This window comes from Terribacillus sp. 7520-G (genome assembly GCF_002271665.1).
GTDB lineage: Bacteria > Bacillota > Bacilli > Bacillales > Amphibacillaceae > Terribacillus.
This window is the reverse complement of record NZ_NQFP01000007.1, coordinates 269,429-287,644: the sequence shown is the minus strand read 5'-3', so window position 1 is coordinate 287,644 and position 18,216 is coordinate 269,429. Positions and strand designations below refer to the sequence as shown.

The window sequence follows — 18,216 nt, the reverse complement described above, 5'->3', positions numbered from 1 at the left end:
AGAATCAGTTTACATAAAAAGACCCGACGCACTGTAAACGTCGGGTCTTTTGTCTTATCGGCTGCCTTTTATGTACGGAACACCGCTTGCTTTCGGTGCCACCGAGCGGCCGATGAATCCCGCCAAAGCAAGGATTGTCAGCACATAAGGCGCAATCAGCAAGTATACTTGCGGTACATTTTCGAGCAAAGGAATCGAGGAACCGACGACACTCAATGATTGAGCAAAACCAAAGAACAAAGCTGCCCCCATTGCCCCAAGCGGATTCCACTTACCGAAAATGACTGCCGCGATCGCCATGAATCCCTGTCCGGCGATTGTGGAAACGGAGAAATTCTGCGAGATTGTCATGGCGAAAACCGCACCGCCGAGACCGGCAAGGGCCCCGGAAATGATGACGCCGATATATCTAGTCGTATATACCTTGATACCGTTCGTATCAGCAGCCATCGGATGCTCCCCGACTGCACGGATACGCAGGCCGAACGGCGTCTTATACAAGACGTACCATGCAACGAACGATAGAACGATTGCAATGTACGACGTGATATACATATTGTTGAAGAACATATTGCCGATGACAGGAATATCGACCAAGAATGGTACATCTGTCGTATAAATCGGCTGGGAGATGAAATCGGTTTGCCCTTTTCCAAAGATCTGTTTGATCATGAAGACACCGAATCCAAGTGCCAGCATATTGATCGCCACCCCTGTAACCGTCTGGTCGGCTCGGAAAGTGATTGTGGCAACAGCATGAATCAATGAAAACAGCATCCCCGCGATTATGGCGACAACCAAGGAATACCACGGGGTTGCATCGCCAAAAGTATCGGCATAAAGCAGGTTGAACGTAACCGAAGAGAAAGCCCCGATGACCATAAGGCCCTCCAGACCGATATTGACAACACCTGAACGCTCACTATATACACCGCCAAGTGCGGTGAAAATAAGAGGAGCGGCAAAGAACAGCGTTTGCGGAATAATGGAATATAGGATATCCAGCATTTTATTTTTTCTCCCCTTTTTTCAATTGCAGCAGTGCCCAGCGGATAATGAAACCGGAAGCAACAAAAAGTATGATCAGAGCAATGACGATTTCGATGATTTCATTCGGCACCCCAGCTGTGGACATATTGAGTGAGCCCACCTTCAGGAATCCAAACAAGCTGGCTGACAGCACAACGCCGAACGGGTTGTTCCCGCCAAGCAGTGCAACAGCTATCCCATCGAATCCAAGATTGGAGAATGCTGTATTCGTGAAGGCATTACCAAAGCTCCCCAGACCCTGCATCGCACCTGCAAGACCTGCGAAAACCCCTGAAATCAGCATGGAAATGACGATGTTCCGTTCGACTTTCATCCCTGCATAATTGGACGCATGCTGGTTGTATCCTACCGCCTTCAATTCATAACCCAGCTTCGTACGCTCTAAAATGACCCACATGACAAGTACCATCAATAAAGCAATGATGAAGCCAAGATGCAAACGAGATCCAGTCAACCCAATCAGAAAATCATTTGTCAATGATGCAGTCTGTTTGACTGGCTCTGTCGTTTCCTGGTTGTCCGTCATGACGGAACGAATCAGGTAATTCGTTACATGGAGTGCGATATAATTCATCATGATGCTGACGATAACTTCATGGACGCCGAGCTTGGCTTTCAGGATACCTGGCACGAATGCCCAAAGTGCTCCTGCTGCCGCTGCAGCAAGGATTGCCAGCGGCAGATGGATGAAAGCAGGTGCATCGATGGCGGTACCTACCCAAACTGCCGCAACCCAGCCGACAAGCACCTGTCCTTCTGCGCCGATATTGAACAAACCGGTACGGAAAGCAAAAGCGATCGCCAAACCTGTCAGGATATAAGGTGTGATACGGTTGACCGTTTCCGACATGAAGAATGGACTGTCAAAGACCCCATTCCACAATGCCTGATAGCCGAGAATCGGATTATAACCAAAAATGAGCATGATGATTGCACCTGCAATCAAACCGAGCAAGACCGAGATGATTGGTATGATGTAATTGAACTTTTTGCTGGAAAACATTAGTTTTGCGCCCCTTCTTTCTCAAGCTTCGAACCTGCCATCAATAATCCGAGCTCCTGTTCATTTGTTTCCTTCGGATCGACTACCGCAATGATTTTCCCGTCGAACATGACGGCAATCCGATCACTCACATTAAGGATTTCATCTAATTCGAAGGAGACAAGCAATACAGCTTTACCTTGATCACGCTGCTCGATCAAGCGCTTATGTATGAACTCGATGGCTCCCACATCAAGACCGCGTGTCGGCTGCGCAGCAATCAATAAATCCGGGTTGCGATCGATTTCACGCCCGATGATCGCCTTTTGCTGATTCCCTCCGGATAAAGCGCGAGCTTTCGTCAGGTGACTTGGCGTACGCACATCATATTCGTCAATCAGCGTTTTCGCTTTGTCGAAAATCCGTTTGAAGGAAAGGATACCGCCTTTAGAGTAAGGCTTTTGATAGTAGGTCTGCAGGACGATGTTTTCCCCTACGGAAAAATCAAGGACCAGCCCCAGCTTGTGACGGTCCTGCGGGATATGGCCGACACCGCTTTCTGTTATGGCGCGGACAGGCATATCGGTGATGTCCTGGTTTTTCAGCATTACCTTGCCAGCCTTCTTTTTGCGAAGTCCGGTAATTGCCTCAATTAATTCTGTTTGCCCATTTCCATCTACTCCGGCAATTCCGACAATTTCACCTGCACGTATATCAAGATCCAGCCCTTTTACCATGTCGACATGACGGGAGTCCTCTACAGTAAGACCTTTGATGGAAAGAATCGTTTCTTTCGGATCGCCAGGCTGTTTTTCCGTCGAGAAGCGAATCTCACGGCCCACCATCAAAGAAGCAAGCTCATTTGGATTCGTTTCGGATACCTCTACTGTGCCGATTCCCTGCCCTTTTCTGATGACAGTACAGCGGTCGCATACTTCCATGATTTCTTTTAATTTATGGGTGATCAAAATGATGGATTTACCTTCTTTGATCAAAGTCCGCAAAATAACGATCAATTCCTTGATTTCCTGCGGGGTCAATACAGCGGTAGGCTCGTCCAATATGACGACATTCGCACCGCGGTACAAGGTCTTCAGGATTTCCACCCGCTGCTGCATGCCTACCGAGATATCGCTGATCTTGGCAGTGGCATCCACCTGCAAGCCGTATCGGTCGGAAAGTTCCTGGACTTCACGGATCGCTTTTTTCATATCGATCTTCAGTCCTTTTTTCGGCTCGCTGCCAAGAACGATATTTTGGGCGACAGTGAATGTGTCGATCAGCATGAAGTGCTGATGCACCATCCCGATACCCAGTCTATTGGCAGCATTCGGGTCATTGATTTCGACTTTCTTGCCTTCGACACGGATTTCTCCCTGTTCCGGCTGATAAAGACCGAATAGGACATTCATCAGTGTGGATTTACCTGCGCCATTTTCTCCCAGCAGCGCATGGATCTCACCTTTTTTCACTTGAAGCGTGATGTTGTCATTGGCGACAATTCCGGGAAATTCTTTGCGAATGTTCAGCATTTCGATTACATAATTCTCCATATTTTACACTCCTTCTCGGAATTACGAACTTTCTTTGATTTCGTTCAAAAAAAAATCGTCAAATGAAGCGGGGAATTGTCTGGTTTAAAGACGCTTCAGTTGATGATTTTTTATAAAAGGCTAGAGTGCATACTCTAGCCCTTTTGATTTCTTATAGAGAATCTACATATTCCTTCAGTTCGTCATCCGTGGATGGAGCAGTTACATCACCATCGATGATTTTTTGCTTCCATTCGTCCACAGCTGATTTGATATCGTCTGTATATGCTTCTTTATTAGTTTCTGCAATACCGATTCCATCATCTTTCAAACCGAATGATACGATTTCTCCTCCAGGGAATTTGCCATCTTTGGAGTCTTGGGCGACTTTGGCTACCGCAACATCAACAGCTTTCAGCATGCTTGTCAATGTCACGTTGTTATCTCCGATTTGGCCTTCATCATACTGGTCACGGTCGACACCGATCACCCAGTAGTTTCCTTCTGGATCATTGTTTTTCAAGTCTTTTGCTTGGGCGAATACACCATTTCCAGTACCGCCGGCAGAATGATAGATGACATCCACGCCGGAGTTGTACATATTAGATGCAATCAATTTACCTTTGTCAGGTGCACCGAAGGAGCCGGCATACTGTACATCCACTTCGATATCTTTATTGACTGATTTCGCACCAGCAACGTATCCTGCTTCAAACTTCTTGATCAATTCACTTTCTTCTCCGCCAACGAAGCCGATTTTACCGGATTCGGACTTTGTCGCTGCAGCTACACCAGCAAGGAAAGAGCCTTGCTGCTCTTCGAATACGATGCTTGCTACATTCTCTTTTTCTACGACAGAATCAATGATGGCAAAATGCGTTTCTTTGTTCTGATCGGCAACCTTACCGATATCCTCCGCAAGTTTGAACCCGACACCAAAAATCAGATCCGTGTTGGATTGCACGAGGCGATTCAGGTTTGTTGTATAATCAGATGCACTGTTTGATTGAAGGTAATCATACCCTTCTTTCTCTTTTAGGTCGTTGTCTTCACCGAACTTTGTAAGACCTTCCCAAGCGGACTGGTTGAATGATTTATCATCGATACCGCCAGTATCAGTCACCATTGCTGTTTTGAAGCTGTCATCGCTTCCGCCTTGACCGGAGCTGCTGCTGCCTGATCCGCATGCACTTAGTACGACACCGACCACAAGGATCAAACCTAAAAGTACTGCATAACGACGCATTTTCAAGATAGAAACCCCCAAATATAGATTGATAGCTAAGTCGAAGCATGATACATAATTAGTAGATTATTAGGTCATAATTACTACATTTGCTTCACTCGAACAATAATATAACATGCTTTTTACAGAAAATAAATACTTGTTTTACAAAAAACACGAATATTTTCGATTTTTCGAGGGATATTCATCTAGATTTTGTTCCTTTTCATGAAAATTATGTCCTACGAAAGTTTGTCCTCTGCCGATTTTGAAACCAGCACTTGCCGCGGCTTGCTCCCTTCATAAGGTCCCACGACACCGCGTTCTTCCATCGCATCTATCAAACGGGCCGCTCTTGTATAGCCGATGCGGAAACGACGCTGCAGCATGGAGACACTGGCACTCTGCATATCCGTTACGAGGAAGACCGCATCATGATATAGTTCATCCTCGACTTCGGATTGCACATCCTGTTCTTCCTCCGGGATCATATCGGTCTGATATTGCGCTTTTTGCTGCTGGATGCAATGATCGACAACCTTCTCCACTTCTTCATCCGATAGGAAAGCACCTTGGATGCGTGTCGGCTTGGAGGTGCCGACTGGCACAAACAGCATATCACCCCGTCCGAGCAGCTTCTCGGCGCCCCCGCTGTCGAGAATGGTCCGGGAGTCGATCTGGGAGCTTACGCTGAAGGCAATCCGGGATGGGATGTTTGCCTTGATGACCCCGGTGATGACATCGACAGACGGACGCTGCGTGGCGATGATCAAATGGATCCCGGCAGCGCGTGCCATCTGTGCCAATCTTGTGATGGCATCCTCCACTTCACTGGAAGCGACCATCATCAAGTCGGCAAGCTCATCGACCAACACGACAATGAATGGCAAAAATGGCTGTTCTTCCTCATTCTGTTCATTTTGCTTTTTGATATAGGCATTGTAGCCTTCGATATTTCTCGTTCCGGATTCGGAGAACAGATCATATCGCCGTTCCATTTCCGCCACGACTTTTTTCAGGGCCCTTGCCGCTTTTTTCGGATCTGTCACAACGGGCGTCAGCAGATGAGGGATGCCATTATAAACATTCAGCTCCACTTTTTTCGGATCGATCATCATCATTTTGACTTCATGTGGTTTCGCCTGCATGAGGATGCTTGTGATGATGCCGTTTATGCACACGCTTTTACCGCTTCCGGTAGCTCCTGCCACAAGCAGATGGGGCATCTTGTTCAATTCCGCTACCACCGACTCTCCGGAAATATCACGGCCGAGCGCAAAGCTCAGCTTGGAGCCGGATTTCATCTGGCTATTATCGAGCACTTCCCGCAGTGATACACTTGCGACTTCCTTATTCGGCACTTCGATACCTACTGCCGATTTGCCTGGTATCGGGGCTTCAATCCGGATATCCTTCGCTGCCAGGGCAAGTGCCAGATCATCATGAAGATTCACGATCTTGCTCACCTTCACTCCGGTATCCGGATACACTTCATACTTTGTCACAGCTGGTCCGACATGTACCTTGCTTACCTTCGCTTTGACGCCGAAGCTCTGGAATGTCTGCTCGAGCTTCCTGGCGACAGCCTGAATCTGGGATCGTTCTTGTTTCTGGCTGTTTTTCTTCGGCTGTTTCAGCAAGGTGATGCTAGGCAGCTGGTAATCCCTGTTTTCCAGCTCAGAGGCAGGCAGCGCCTCTTTCTCCTCTGCCGGCTCCTCTTCTGTCTCTTTAGGGGCTTCCTGCTTCGGCTCGATGATTTCCGGTTCGGGTTCCGCGTAGGCAATATTCGTGAAATCCTCGATGATCGGTTCTTCGTGAATCGGTTCCGCTTCTGCCGCTTCCTCTTTCCCTGCCAGCACCGGCTTACGTTTTGGCTTCCTTTGCGGGCGTTCTGTCTTTTTACGCTCCTTGTTCTCGGAAAGCTTGTCTTTCACCTTGGCAGAAGATGCGCTTGCCCCTTTTTTCACTGCATCGACCAATTTTTGGACAACTGCAGAAAAGGAGGTATTGCTTAAAATCAAAATCCCGATGACAACCAGGAAGAAAGCGATGATCTTGGCACCAGTTGCCGAAAGCAAATAGTAGCTCAATGCGAACAGGATGGCACCTGCCATCCCTCCGCCTAATGCGGCGGGATCGATCGTATCTTGTATATAAGCCAAATAGTAGTTCCATGTCGTCTTGATGATGGACGGCTGCTCCACTTGGCTCAGCTTATCCTCGAATGCCTGGATGTGTGTGAACAGCAGGATCCCAGCAGTGATAAGATACAGTCCGATCAGCTTCTTATGAAGCAAATTCGGTTTCTTGCATCTGGCCATCAAGTAGATGCCCACTCCGCCCATAAAGACAGCAAGCAGGAAGTACCAGCTTCCGAAGAAGAACCGGAACAAATGCTCCAATGCATTCGGTATGGCCCCGTCACTGATGGCCCCTGCGCCACTTCCGAAAACAGCGAGAAATATCAATAACAGTCCGATTACTTCAAAGCTCATCACATGCTTGAACTTGGTTTGACGTTTTTTTGTTTTTCGTTTAGCCATAGTAGTAAATCTCCTTGTTTTACATTGCTTATGTACTTCTTTAGATGTAAAGAAAACCCCTGCCAACGACAAGGGTTTTCTATTCTGCATCGATTTGCCATCCCATTAAGTATAACATAGGATTCAAAAAGACGAACATACGTATTCATTTATAAAGAGAATAACTTTCCGGGAGCACAGCTTTCATCCAGGAAATCAGCCGGATCCGTCGATAATAGCTGATGAACGCGATACGTGCCGTTGCCCAGATGTTCAGCCTGCACCGTCCTTCCCCTGTACTGCATGATTTGATGGGAATCGAATTCTTTCGTTTCGGCGGGGAAAATGTCCTCGGCAGCGAGCGGTGTATACAGGATCATTGCAATTCCCCATTCAGGGCTGCTTTTCGCTGATCCATCAATTCATTCAGCTTCTTCATCGCATGCTCCACACCGCCGACTTCATGGATCAGCCCAAAGGATACTGCATCTGTCCCGACGACATTCGTACCGATGTCCCTCGTCAGGTTGCCTTTGGCAAACATGAGCTCTTTGAATTTTTCTTCGGTGATGGAAGAATGAGAGGTAACGAAGCTGATGACCCGATCCTGCATTTTATCCAGATATTCAAAGGTCTGCGGTACGCCGATTACGAGTCCGGTCAGCCGGATCGGGTGAATCGTCATCGTTGCGGTCGGTACGATGAAACTATAATCTGTGCTCACTGCGATTGGTGCACCGATTGAATGTCCGCCCCCCAGGACGATGGAGACCGACGGCTTGGAAAGCGATGCAATCATCTCTGAAATGGCAAGTCCTGCTTCTACATCTCCCCCGACCGTATTCATCAGCACTATCAATCCCTCTATCTTTGGATTTTGTTCGATTGCGATCAATTGAGGGATGACATGCTCATATTTCGTCGTTTTATTTTGCGGCGGCAGCTGCATATGCCCTTCTATCTGACCGATGATGGACAGTACATGGACACGGGAGTCAGGTGCCTGGGCAACCGATGTCTGACCGAGCTGCTGGATTTTTTCAATGATGGATTTCCCGCCGGATTCTTCGTTTTCATTCTCTTGGTTATCATTACGTTCCTTTGCCATTTTCCTAGCTCCTTTCCATACTTGTTTTTAGTATGGACAGCGAGCCAATCGGCATACATACACAAAGAAGCAGGAGGGAATCCCTCCTGCTTTTTGCCGTCGATCATTTCAAGAGCTTGCTGATGTTTTCTTTCTCTGCTTCCGTCAGTTCCACAAGCGGCAGACGGACGCCGCCTACTGTCACACCTTTTTGGTTCAATGCTTCTTTCACCGGTGTCGGACTCGGCGCCTGGAACATGCCTTGCATTACCGGCAGGATTTGCTGATGGATGCGGGCAGCTTCTCCGATATCACCAGCTTCATATGCCTGCAGCATGGCCTGCATTTCATTTCCGACCACATGGGAGGATACGGATACGATTCCATCGCCGCCGATGGCAGCCACCGGAAGGGTCAAATCATCATCACCGCTGTACAGGCTGAAATCATCAGGCGTATTGGCGATGACCTTCGTCATGGCGCTCAAATCCCCAGTGGAATCCTTCACGGAAACAATGTTTTTGATTTTTGAAAGCTTAATCACCGTTTCCGCTTCGATTTTCACCACGGACCGTCCAGGAATATTGTAAAGCATGATCGGCAGCTTCGTGCTATTTGCCACTGCTTCGAAATGCGCATATAATCCGCGCTGGTTCGGTTTGTTGTAATATGGCGCGACGATCAAGGCTGCATCGACACCGATTTCCTCTGCTTCTTTTGTCAGTTCGATACTGTCTTTCGTGTTATTGCTGCCGGTTCCCGCGATAATTGGAATCCGGCCGCCAGCTGTTTTTACCACATGGCGGAACAGCTGAAGCTTTTCTTCGTGGGAAAGTGTCGGCGATTCACCTGTCGTACCAGCTACGACGACAGCGTCTGTCCCGTTTTCAATCAAATAATCGAGCAAACGGGCAGTGGCGTCGAAATCAATTTTCCCATCATTATCGAATGGCGTTACCATCGCTGTAATAATTTTACCGAATTTCATCGTAAAACCCCTCTGTCTTCAACAATTGTCAAACCTTATAGACTGAGCTCGAATGTCTCGTGAAGCGCGTTCACTGCAGCTACAAGATCCTTTTCATTAATCAATACCCAGATGGTCGTATGGCTGTCAGCTGATTGCAGGATGTCGATTTCTTTATCCGTCAATGTTTGGACAATTTTCGCCGTCACGCCAGGAATTCCTGTCATACCGGCACCGACAAGGGATACCTTCGCACAGTTGTTGATCACCTTCGGCTTCAGGCCAAGATCATGAAGGATCTCCTCTGCAAGCATGACTTGCTCGGCAGCAATCGTATAGACGACTCCATTTGGCGAGATATTGATAAAGTCGACCGAAATATTTGCCTCAGCCATCGCTTTGAAAACGCGTGACTGTGTTTTATATGCATCCGTATCGGTTTCGATTTTGATTTGGGAAATGCCGGCAAGATGTGCAATGCCGGTAATCAGCCGGTCAGGAATATCTTTGCCGGCAAAGCTGTCCCTGGATGATGTGACAAGGGTTCCTTCTGAAAGGGACCCTGTCGAGCGCACACGCATCGGGACCTTTGCCTGCATCGCGATCTCGACTGCCCGCGGATGCACCACTTTTGCACCTTGATATGCCAGGTTGCAAATTTCAGTGTATGTGACGACATCGAGCATACGCGCTTCCTCGACAACACGGGGATCGGCAGTCATGATTCCTTCCACATCCGTGAAGATGTCGACATATTCCGCTTGCAAAGCAGCGCCGAGTGCAGCTGCGGATGTATCGCTGCCGCCCCGGCCTATGGTCGTGACCTCTCCGTCTTCCGTCATGCCTTGGAATCCGGCTACCACGACGACATCATGGGTTTCGAGTTCTTCCCAAACCCTATCGACGCGCATTTCCTTGATTTTCGCAGCTGTGAATTCATCATTGGTGATGAAACCAGCCTGGGCCCCGGTCAATGCAGCGGCTCGGATTCCCTTGGCGTTCAGTGCATTTGAGAACACGACCGAGGAGATGACCTCGCCGCAGGATAGCAGCAAATCCTTCTCCCGTTTGGAAATATGCGTCTCACCTGGAACTCCGATCAGTCCAAGCAAGGAGTCGGTTGCATATGGATCGGGATATCGGCCGATTGCCGATACGACGACCACTACCTTATTCCCTTCCTTCAGGGCTGCCTCGATGTGCTGGATGGCTTCCGCCTGATTGTCTCTTACAGACGTACCGCCGAACTTCTGGACTAACACTTTCATTTCTACACCTCAGACTGTAAGCAAGTTATGTTGGATCAATCGTTCTGCGATTTGGACACTATTCCATGCTGCACCTTTCAAGAGGTTATCGGACACGATCCACAGATGGAATCCATTATCATGATCGGGATCCTTGCGCACTCTTCCCACGAATACTTCTTTCTTGCCCGCTGCCGAAAGCGGTGTCGGATAAGTCTGTGTGCCCGGATCATCTTCGAGCACGACTCCTTCGGCTGCTGCCAGTTTATCCTGGATATCCTTGACAGTGAGGCCGCTTTGGCCAAGCTCGACATATACGCTTTCGGCATGGGAAGTGAATACTGGCAGCCGTACACAAGTAGCCGAGACGTGAAGGTCCTCTGCATGCATGATTTTCTTTGTTTCATTGATCATTTTCATTTCTTCATATGTGTACCCATTATCCTGGAACACGTCGATTTGCGGCAGCGCATTGAAGGCTACCGGGAAGTGGCGTTCATCCCCTTTGACCGGAAGGACACTTGCTTCCATGTCTTCTCCGTTCAGGAATTGCTGCGCTTGGTTTTTCAATTCGTCGATTGCGACTGCTCCAGCCCCGGACACAGCTTGGTAAGTAGAGACGATGATACGGGAAAGACCGTAAGCTTCTTTCAGCGGCTCCAGTGCTGCGACCATTTGGATCGTAGAGCAGTTCGGGTTGGCGATGATACCTTTATGAAGCTTCAGGTCACCCTCGTTCACTTCCGGTACTACAAGCGGCACTTCAGGGTCCATACGGAACGCACTTGTATTATCGACCACTACCGCCCCGCGCTTCACAGCTTCCGGTGCCAGCGCCTTGGATACGGAACCGCCTGCAGAAAAGAGTGCAATATCAACACCCTCAAAGCTTTCTGGTTTGGCTTCCTTCACCGTATGGCTTTTACCTTTGAAATCTATTTGCTGCCCAGCTGATCTGCTGGAAGATAATAAGGATAGCTCGCCGATCGGAAAATCGCGTTCTGCAAGAGTCTCCAGCATCTTTTGCCCAACAGCGCCCGTCGCGCCTACCACTGCGATATGATAACCTTGCTGTGTCATGAAAAACCCTCTCCTCTGTCTATCTGAATGGATACATTTCTATTGTTATTACGCTAGCTTAGATGTAACGCTAGCACTATTCTATCATAATTTTTCTGTCATAGGTTATCGTTTGAGGAGTTTAGGAAAAACGTTGGACCAATACAGGCTGCAGCTGCTTATACTCCAGTGCAGCTTCGATCGTTTCGGGAAGCTTTGTCATATCGGCAACCAAGGAATTCGGCTTTTTGAATGGGTCATCTTGTCCGAACGGGATGAAATACATGTATTTTGCCGCCATGAGACGCATCAGGTTCACACCATTGAGCCCAAGGGCATCGTTCGTACTGATTCCGAGTACGATGGGTTTGCCATTGCGCACTGTGGCTTTGACCGCCATCAATACCGGACTATCCGTCAATGCATTGGCCAGTTTTGACATGCTGTTGCCGGTGAGCGGTGCAACGACCATGCAATCAAGCGGTTCACGAGGACCTAATGGCTCTGCTTCCGGGATGGTGCGAATGATCTTTGTTTTCGTCAAATCACTGATCTTTTGCATATGATCCTTGGCATCGCCGAAATAGGTGTCAGTGAATTGTACCGTGTTGCTGACAACGGGAACCACTTCCGCCCCGAGCTTCACCAGCTGTTCGATTTGGGGAAAAATTTCGCTGTAGGTGCAATGGGAGCCCGTAATACCGAACCCGATCCGTTTTCCTGCTAAACTCATATGGTTACTCCTCCTTTTAGCTGTTTGTTAAAATCTGTTTGATGACGACAGACAAAATATTACCGGCGGTTTTCGGGGCGACAATTCCGGGCAGGCTCAGTGCGTGGATGGCTTGGATGCCTCGTTTTTTCGCATAATGGAAGTCGACTCCGCCTGGCTTGGAAGCAAGGTCGATGATCAGTGTCTGCGTAGGCAGCTGCTCAATGATCGCTTTCTTCACGACAAGTGCAGGAATGGTATTGATCAGGATATCACTATCCTTGACCACTTCCGGCAGAATTTCGAGGAAAAATGCATGCATTCCCATTTCGCTTATCCGGGCAATATCGGCATCATGAATCGAACCGACATGGACATCGGCGCCAAGTGCATCGAATTTGCTGGCTACGCTCATGCCGACACGTCCGAAACCAAGCACGACGACCTTGGAGCCGTGGATGGTGAAATCGGTATGTTTGATAGCTGTCATGATGGCGCCCTCGGCTGTTGGAATCGAGTTATAGATTGCGACATCGTCCCTGTCGAAAAGGGACACAAGACGCAAATTCCGCTTTTTGCACAAATCTGTCAGATAGTCATTCGTGATACCTGTGAAAATGACACAATCCCGGGGCAATCGATCCATCCAGCTTTCCGTCAGCTGAATGTTCTTATCGGAAAAAACTGTTTCAATCTGCCCATCGGGACCTACGCCGGGAATCGGGAGGATGACTGCATTCAGACTCTGTGGGTCAAGATCCTCCAACTCCCGCTGGATACCGCCGGTGAAGCTTTGACTGATTTGTTCGAAGCCCACTGCAAATACAGATGCATTCGCACTGCATTGCAAGCTGCGAATCATCTCCAAGTAGCGGGCGTCACCGCCAAGAACAGCGATAGTCAATTCGGTGGTCAAACTCTCACCTCGCTCTGCAGCGTATTTTCATGATTCTTTTTCAATGGAGATTGTTGCTTTCGAGTTATCATATGAGGAATACCGCGAGGAGTGATTGAATTGGGTCATGATGCAAACACAAAAAAAGCCAGTGCATTGTGCACTGGCAAAAGTTACGTCTTTATAAGTATCATATGTTTCCCGACTGTCTGGATTTCCTCCCAGGCAATGCGATTATCACTGCCTTCCTTGCGCAACCCGAACCATTTATAATTCGGTATGAGAAATGCATCGATTTTTCCAGTGACTGGATTGAACTCGATATCCGTCTGTCCAAGCACACCCAACCGTTCGCCATTGTTCACATCAATGATCTCTTTATCACCTATGTCCTTGAAACGCAAAGCAGATCAGCTCCTTTTATTTTGGTGCGACAATCGCTGTTGCCGGCTCTTTGCCGAAGATTTCCTGGATGACGGCGTCCACATCTTCCATTGTCACGCTGTCGATTCTTTCGATCAATTCATTCAAAGAGGGATGCTTGCCAAGCAGCAGTTCATTCCGTCCATTCCTGCTCATCCTGCTGTTCGTGCTTTCCAAGCCGAGCATATAGTTGCCTTTCAGCTGCTCTTTCGTATTGCGCAGCTCTTTGTCGGTGAGACCATCAGCCTTCAGTTTCTCCAGCGTCTGGTAAATCGTTTTCTGGAGCTCATCCAGCTGTTCTTTTCCCGTCCCGGCATAAATGGTCAGCATACCGCTATCCATGTACGTACTATGATAGGAGAACACAGAATAAGCCAAACCTTTTTCCTCCCGGACATCCTGGAACAATCTTGAGCTCATGCTGCCGCCCAAGACATTGTTTACGACCATCAGGCTGTAGCTTGCCGGATCATCCAATTTCAACCCTTGATAACCGATTGTCAAATGGGCTTGTTCGGTTTCCTTGGATCGGCTGATTGTATTCGGCTTGAATGGAGGCACTTCAAGCGCCCGGTGAGCCGATTCAGCTTGAAACGCCCCAAAATGCTCCTCCACATTTTTGATGAATGCATCATCCACATTCCCCGCTACAGATACTACCATCTTCCCAGGCACGTAGTGTGATTCTTTATAATTCCTTACCGACTCGCTGGTAAAGCTCATCAGCGTGCTTTCTGAACCGAGAATCGGCAATCCGAGCGGATGCTTGCCATAAGCAGCCTCGGCGAGCCAATCATGGATGATATCATCCGGCGTATCTTCAGCCATCTTGATTTCTTCCAAGACGACTTTGCGCTCCTTCTCGATCTCTTCCTGCGCGAACTGAGATTCAAAGAACATGTCCGCTAATACTTCCAATGCAAAATCCTTATGTGTATCCAGCACTTTTGCGTAATAGCATGTATATTCCTTGGAGGTAAAAGCATTCACCATGCCTCCGATGGCATCGAAGGCCTCGGCTATCTCCTTGGCAGAACGTTTTTTCGTCCCCTTGAAAAACATATGCTCCAAAAAGTGGGACAATCCATTATTCTTCTCTTCTTCATTCCTTGAACCTGTCAAAATCCAAATGCCAATTGTAACGGAACGTACCGATGGCATGTTTTCTACTACGACTCTTAATCCATTCTTGCAAGTATGCTTCTGCAGCAAATTCGAATCCTCCCAATCAACGTACATCTTGCTGTACCATTATCTTCCTTCATTCAATATCGTATCCAAAGTCGATACACTGTACCCCTTATCCTCAATCGCTTTCAGCATATCTCCAAGACCTGCCTCCACGACAGGAGTAGGATGCATGAGGATGAAAGCCCCGGGATGCAGTTTTTCGGTCACGCGTTTCATCATAACAGGAACAGTCGGCTTTTGCCAATCAATGGTATCGACCGACCAAAGAATCGTTTCCATCTGCTGTTCATCGGCAGCCTGGATGACCCCGTCATTGAAGCTTCCGCTCGGCGGGGCAAAATAGACTGGCTTCTCACCTGTGATGGCATGGATGATTTCATTTGTCTCACTTATCTGCTCAGCCGATTCGGTTTTGCTCATTTTTTTCATGTCAGGATGGTTGTATGCGTGGTTCCCGATGACATGTCCTTCTTCCTTGATCATCTCGACAAGCTGATTATGCTCTTTCGCCCATTTCCCTTCGATGAAGAAATTGGCCTTTACATTTGCTTCTTTCAACGTTTGCAAGATTGCCGGAATATGGTCTTCCCCCCATGAGACATTGATCAATAAGGCGACCTGCTCCTGATCTTCCCTGGCGCGGTATATCGGAGATGCCGGCAGCTCATCCAGGGTGATTTCCGGCTCGACTTCTTCGATTACAAGCAGCTCGCGATCAAACATACCAGCCTTCTTCATTTTTTCCAAGGAAGCATCGACATCTACCTTGGTGCCAGCCTTGCCGGGCACCTTCTTCCATATCTTATCGATTCGCGCATTTTCAGCCGGCTTTTCGACTTCCTGGCGTACTGCTTCTATTTCCTGTCGCAGTTCTTCCTCATCTGCCCGCACTGCTACATCGGAAAAAACCGGATGATGCGCGACAGATGCGGTCTGAAACGGCGTATGACCGCTATCGATAAGCAGGAATATCAGTGTGATGAATACGATTAGGTGAATGATAATCCGGTGCATTCCCATCCCTCCCTAATCTAGCTTATGAAGGGCTGGGACAAGGAAGAACAAGCATGGCATTTTATCCTTCAAAAAAAGAAACTGGCTGGACCAGTTTCTTCCGTCATGCTTATTATTCAGCAGATTCCTGCTGTTCTTTTTCCTTTTTGGCTTCGATCAATAATTGTTTATGTGAAAGGTTCACTCGACCTTGACGATCGATTTCCTTGACTTTCACTTTCAGCTTATCGCCGATTTTGACGACATCTTCCACCTTGCCCACACGCTCTTCAGCAAGTTCTGAGATGTGGACCAAGCCATCTTTTCCTTTGAACAATTCAACAAAGGCACCGAATTTCTCGATTCGTTTGACTGTACCCTCATACACTTCACCGACTTCGACCTCGCGTACGATGTCGCTGATGATCTGCTTGGCTTGTTCGTTCTTGGCAGAATCAGTGGAGGAGATGAACACTGTACCGTCTTGTTCGATATCGATTTTGACGCCGGTTTCTTCGATGATTTTATTGATTTGTTTACCGCTTGGTCCGATGACATCGCGGATTTTATCCGGATTGATTGTCATCGTCAGGATCTTCGGAGCATATGCAGACAGCTCCTGCTTCGGCTCCCTGATCGTGGACATCATATGATCGAGGATTTCAAGGCGTCCTTTACGAGCTTGTGTAAGTGCCTCTTCAAGGATTTCCCGGTTCAAGCCTTCGATCTTGATATCCATCTGCAAAGCTGTGACGCCTTTTTCAGTACCCGCCACTTTGAAGTCCATGTCTCCAAGTGCATCTTCCATGCCTTGGATATCGGTTAGGATCGTATAATCATCACCGGATTTGACAAGGCCCATGGCAATACCTGCTACCGGCGCTTTGATCGGAACACCAGCATCCATCATGGCCATTGTGCTGGCACAAATACTGGCCTGTGACGTAGAGCCGTTCGATTCAAGGATTTCGGACACAAGGCGGATTGTATACGGGAAATCCTTTTCGGAAGGGATGACCTTCTCCAACGCACGCTCCCCGAGGGCCCCATGACCGATTTCCCGTCGTCCCGGAGCACGGATTGGTCCTGTCTCCCCGACACTGAAATGAGGGAAGTTATAATGATGCATGAAGCGCTTCGTCTCTTCCGTATCCAATCCATCGAGGATCTGTACGTCACCAAGTGCGCCCAATGTACAAACACTGAGTGCCTGTGTCTGGCCCCGCGTGAACAGTGCAGAACCGTGCGTACGCGGAAGGACGCCGATCCGTGATGACAGCGGACGGATTTCATCCACTCCGCGTCCATCCGGACGGATCTTGTCCTTCGTGATGGCCCGGCGGACTTCTTCCTTCACAAGCTTGTCAAGGATGCCCTTCACCTGCTTGATGGTATCTTCATCTGCTTCCTGCTCTTCATAGAATGTCACCATCTCGTCCTTGACTTCACTGATTGCCGCTTCACGTGCTTTCTTCTCATGCACTTCGATTGCTGCTTTCAGCTTATCGTAGCAGCGGTCCTTGACATCTTCCATCAATTCCTTGTCCAAATCGAAGAGCTGCACTTCCATTTTTTCCTTGCCTACAGCCGCAACAATCTCTTCCTGGAATGCAACGAGTCGCTTGATTTCTTCATGACCGAACATGATTGCTTCCAGCATGATGTCCTCCGGCACTTCCTGCGCGCCTGCTTCCACCATGTTGATGGCATCTTTCGTTCCGGCTACGGAAAGATCGATGTCACTTCTCTCTTGCTGTTCCTTCGTCGGGTTGATGACGAATTCACCGTCGACACGGCCGACCACAACACCCGCTATCGGACCATTGAATGGGATATCGGAAATGCTGATTGCAATGGAAGAACCGATCATTGCTGCGATTTCGGAAGAATAATCCTGATCCACACTCATGACCATGCTGATCACTTGCACATCGTTCCTGAATCCATCAGGGAATAAAGGACGGATCGGACGGTCGATCAGACGGGAAGCAAGTACTGCTTTCTCACTCGGACGTCCCTCCCGTTTGATGAATCCCCCTGGGATTTTACCTACTGCATATAGTCTTTCTTCGTAGTTAACTGTCAATGGGAAGAATGGTAAGTCCTTCGGTTCCTTGGAACCAGTGACAGTGGATAGTACGGATGTATCGCCGTACTGGATGAGGCAAGCGCCGTTCGCTTGCTTGGCAAGTTCCCCGATTTCGACAGTGAAAGTCTGTCCGGAAATCTCAGTGGAGAACACTTGTTTTTGATCTGCCATGAATAAAGCCCCTCTCATTAATCTTACATTGGATCCTGTCTTTGTATTATGCACTTGTCCAGGTTCCATTT

Annotated in this window: 16 protein-coding genes; all 16 read right to left on the bottom strand. The window is 48.3% G+C overall.

Annotated elements, in window-relative coordinates:
* Positions 1-54: 54 nt before the first annotated feature.
* The 16 genes from CHH53_RS03655 to pnp all read right to left on the bottom strand — a co-directional run bounded on the left by CHH53_RS03655 (position 55) and on the right by pnp (position 18,145).
* A complete protein-coding gene (locus tag CHH53_RS03655) occupies positions 55-1,008 on the bottom strand; it encodes an ABC transporter permease (protein WP_095214756.1) in 954 nt (317 codons plus the stop codon).
* A gap of 1 nt (position 1,009) precedes the next feature.
* Positions 1,010-2,053, bottom strand: a complete 1,044-nt coding sequence (locus CHH53_RS03650; RefSeq protein WP_095214755.1) for an ABC transporter permease — start codon at positions 2,051-2,053, stop codon at positions 1,010-1,012.
* Positions 2,053-3,585 carry an ABC transporter ATP-binding protein gene (locus tag CHH53_RS03645; RefSeq protein WP_095214754.1) on the bottom strand — a complete coding sequence of 511 codons (1,533 nt, stop codon included), beginning with the start codon at positions 3,583-3,585 and terminating at the stop codon, positions 2,053-2,055. The genes CHH53_RS03650 and CHH53_RS03645 overlap by 1 nt, the downstream gene beginning before the upstream one ends.
* A gap of 151 nt (positions 3,586-3,736) precedes the next feature.
* The gene (locus tag CHH53_RS03640) at positions 3,737-4,810 is read right to left on the bottom strand and encodes a BMP family lipoprotein (RefSeq protein ID WP_445268221.1); all 1,074 of its coding nucleotides are present in this window, start codon (positions 4,808-4,810) and stop codon (positions 3,737-3,739) included.
* A 221-nt stretch (positions 4,811-5,031) separates the two neighbouring features.
* The gene (locus CHH53_RS03635; RefSeq protein WP_095214752.1) at positions 5,032-7,332 is read right to left on the bottom strand and encodes a DNA translocase FtsK; all 2,301 of its coding nucleotides are present in this window, start codon (positions 7,330-7,332) and stop codon (positions 5,032-5,034) included.
* 149 nt (positions 7,333-7,481) lie between these two features.
* On the bottom strand, positions 7,482-7,691 hold the full coding sequence (locus CHH53_RS03630; protein ID WP_095214751.1) for a YlzJ-like family protein: 210 nt from the start codon (positions 7,689-7,691) through the stop codon (positions 7,482-7,484).
* On the bottom strand, positions 7,688-8,419 hold the full coding sequence (locus CHH53_RS03625) for a ClpP family protease (RefSeq protein WP_095214750.1): 732 nt from the start codon (positions 8,417-8,419) through the stop codon (positions 7,688-7,690). Before CHH53_RS03625 ends, CHH53_RS03630 begins: the two co-directional genes overlap by 4 nt.
* A gap of 103 nt (positions 8,420-8,522) precedes the next feature.
* The gene (gene dapA, locus CHH53_RS03620; RefSeq protein WP_095214749.1) at positions 8,523-9,386 is read right to left on the bottom strand and encodes a 4-hydroxy-tetrahydrodipicolinate synthase; all 864 of its coding nucleotides are present in this window, start codon (positions 9,384-9,386) and stop codon (positions 8,523-8,525) included.
* Positions 9,387-9,421: 35 nt separating this feature from the next.
* Entirely contained in the window at positions 9,422-10,633 is a 1,212-nt protein-coding gene (dapG, locus tag CHH53_RS03615) for an aspartate kinase (RefSeq protein ID WP_095214748.1), read from the bottom strand.
* Between the two features lie 9 nt (positions 10,634-10,642).
* Complete coding sequence (locus CHH53_RS03610; RefSeq protein ID WP_095214747.1) at positions 10,643-11,692, bottom strand: aspartate-semialdehyde dehydrogenase; 1,050 nt, start codon at positions 11,690-11,692, stop codon at positions 10,643-10,645.
* A 121-nt stretch (positions 11,693-11,813) separates the two neighbouring features.
* Positions 11,814-12,404 (bottom strand): dipicolinate synthase subunit B, encoded by a 591-nt coding sequence (gene dpaB / locus CHH53_RS03605; RefSeq protein ID WP_095214746.1) that lies wholly within the window; start codon positions 12,402-12,404, stop codon positions 11,814-11,816.
* A 16-nt stretch (positions 12,405-12,420) separates the two neighbouring features.
* Entirely contained in the window at positions 12,421-13,299 is an 879-nt protein-coding gene (gene dpaA, locus CHH53_RS03600; protein ID WP_095214745.1) for a dipicolinic acid synthetase subunit A, read from the bottom strand.
* 152 nt (positions 13,300-13,451) lie between these two features.
* On the bottom strand, positions 13,452-13,682 hold the full coding sequence (locus tag CHH53_RS03595; protein WP_093726550.1) for a YlmC/YmxH family sporulation protein: 231 nt from the start codon (positions 13,680-13,682) through the stop codon (positions 13,452-13,454).
* A gap of 16 nt (positions 13,683-13,698) precedes the next feature.
* Positions 13,699-14,913, bottom strand: a complete 1,215-nt coding sequence (locus CHH53_RS03590) for a M16 family metallopeptidase (protein ID WP_095214820.1) — start codon at positions 14,911-14,913, stop codon at positions 13,699-13,701.
* 39 nt (positions 14,914-14,952) lie between these two features.
* Complete coding sequence (locus CHH53_RS03585; RefSeq protein ID WP_233134801.1) at positions 14,953-15,906, bottom strand: polysaccharide deacetylase family protein; 954 nt, start codon at positions 15,904-15,906, stop codon at positions 14,953-14,955.
* A gap of 112 nt (positions 15,907-16,018) precedes the next feature.
* Positions 16,019-18,145 (bottom strand): polyribonucleotide nucleotidyltransferase, encoded by a 2,127-nt coding sequence (pnp, locus tag CHH53_RS03580; protein ID WP_095214819.1) that lies wholly within the window; start codon positions 18,143-18,145, stop codon positions 16,019-16,021.
* Between the last annotated feature and the right edge of the window lie 71 nt (positions 18,146-18,216).

Excerpts from the sequence above, each read along its gene's own strand:
- dapA (WP_095214749.1), bottom strand. The coding sequence starts at position 9,386 with ATGAAATTCGGTAAAATTATTACAGCGATGGTAACGCCATTCGATAAT.
- dpaB (WP_095214746.1), bottom strand. The coding sequence starts at position 12,404 with ATGAGTTTAGCAGGAAAACGGATCGGGTTCGGTATTACGGGCTCCCAT.
- pnp (WP_095214819.1), bottom strand. The coding sequence starts at position 18,145 with ATGGCAGATCAAAAACAAGTGTTCTCCACTGAGATTTCCGGACAGACT.
- CHH53_RS03650 (WP_095214755.1), bottom strand. The coding sequence starts at position 2,053 with ATGTTTTCCAGCAAAAAGTTCAATTACATCATACCAATCATCTCGGTC.
- CHH53_RS03625 (WP_095214750.1), bottom strand. The coding sequence starts at position 8,419 with ATGGCAAAGGAACGTAATGATAACCAAGAGAATGAAAACGAAGAATCC.
- CHH53_RS03640 (WP_445268221.1), bottom strand. The coding sequence starts at position 4,810 with ATGCGTCGTTATGCAGTACTTTTAGGTTTGATCCTTGTGGTCGGTGTC.
- CHH53_RS03610 (WP_095214747.1), bottom strand. The coding sequence starts at position 11,692 with ATGACACAGCAAGGTTATCATATCGCAGTGGTAGGCGCGACGGGCGCT.
- CHH53_RS03655 (WP_095214756.1), bottom strand. The coding sequence starts at position 1,008 with ATGCTGGATATCCTATATTCCATTATTCCGCAAACGCTGTTCTTTGCC.
- CHH53_RS03645 (WP_095214754.1), bottom strand. The coding sequence starts at position 3,585 with ATGGAGAATTATGTAATCGAAATGCTGAACATTCGCAAAGAATTTCCC.
- CHH53_RS03635 (WP_095214752.1), bottom strand. The coding sequence starts at position 7,332 with ATGGCTAAACGAAAAACAAAAAAACGTCAAACCAAGTTCAAGCATGTG.
- CHH53_RS03585 (WP_233134801.1), bottom strand. The coding sequence starts at position 15,906 with ATGCACCGGATTATCATTCACCTAATCGTATTCATCACACTGATATTC.
- dapG (WP_095214748.1), bottom strand. The coding sequence starts at position 10,633 with ATGAAAGTGTTAGTCCAGAAGTTCGGCGGTACGTCTGTAAGAGACAAT.
- CHH53_RS03630 (WP_095214751.1), bottom strand. The coding sequence starts at position 7,691 with ATGATCCTGTATACACCGCTCGCTGCCGAGGACATTTTCCCCGCCGAA.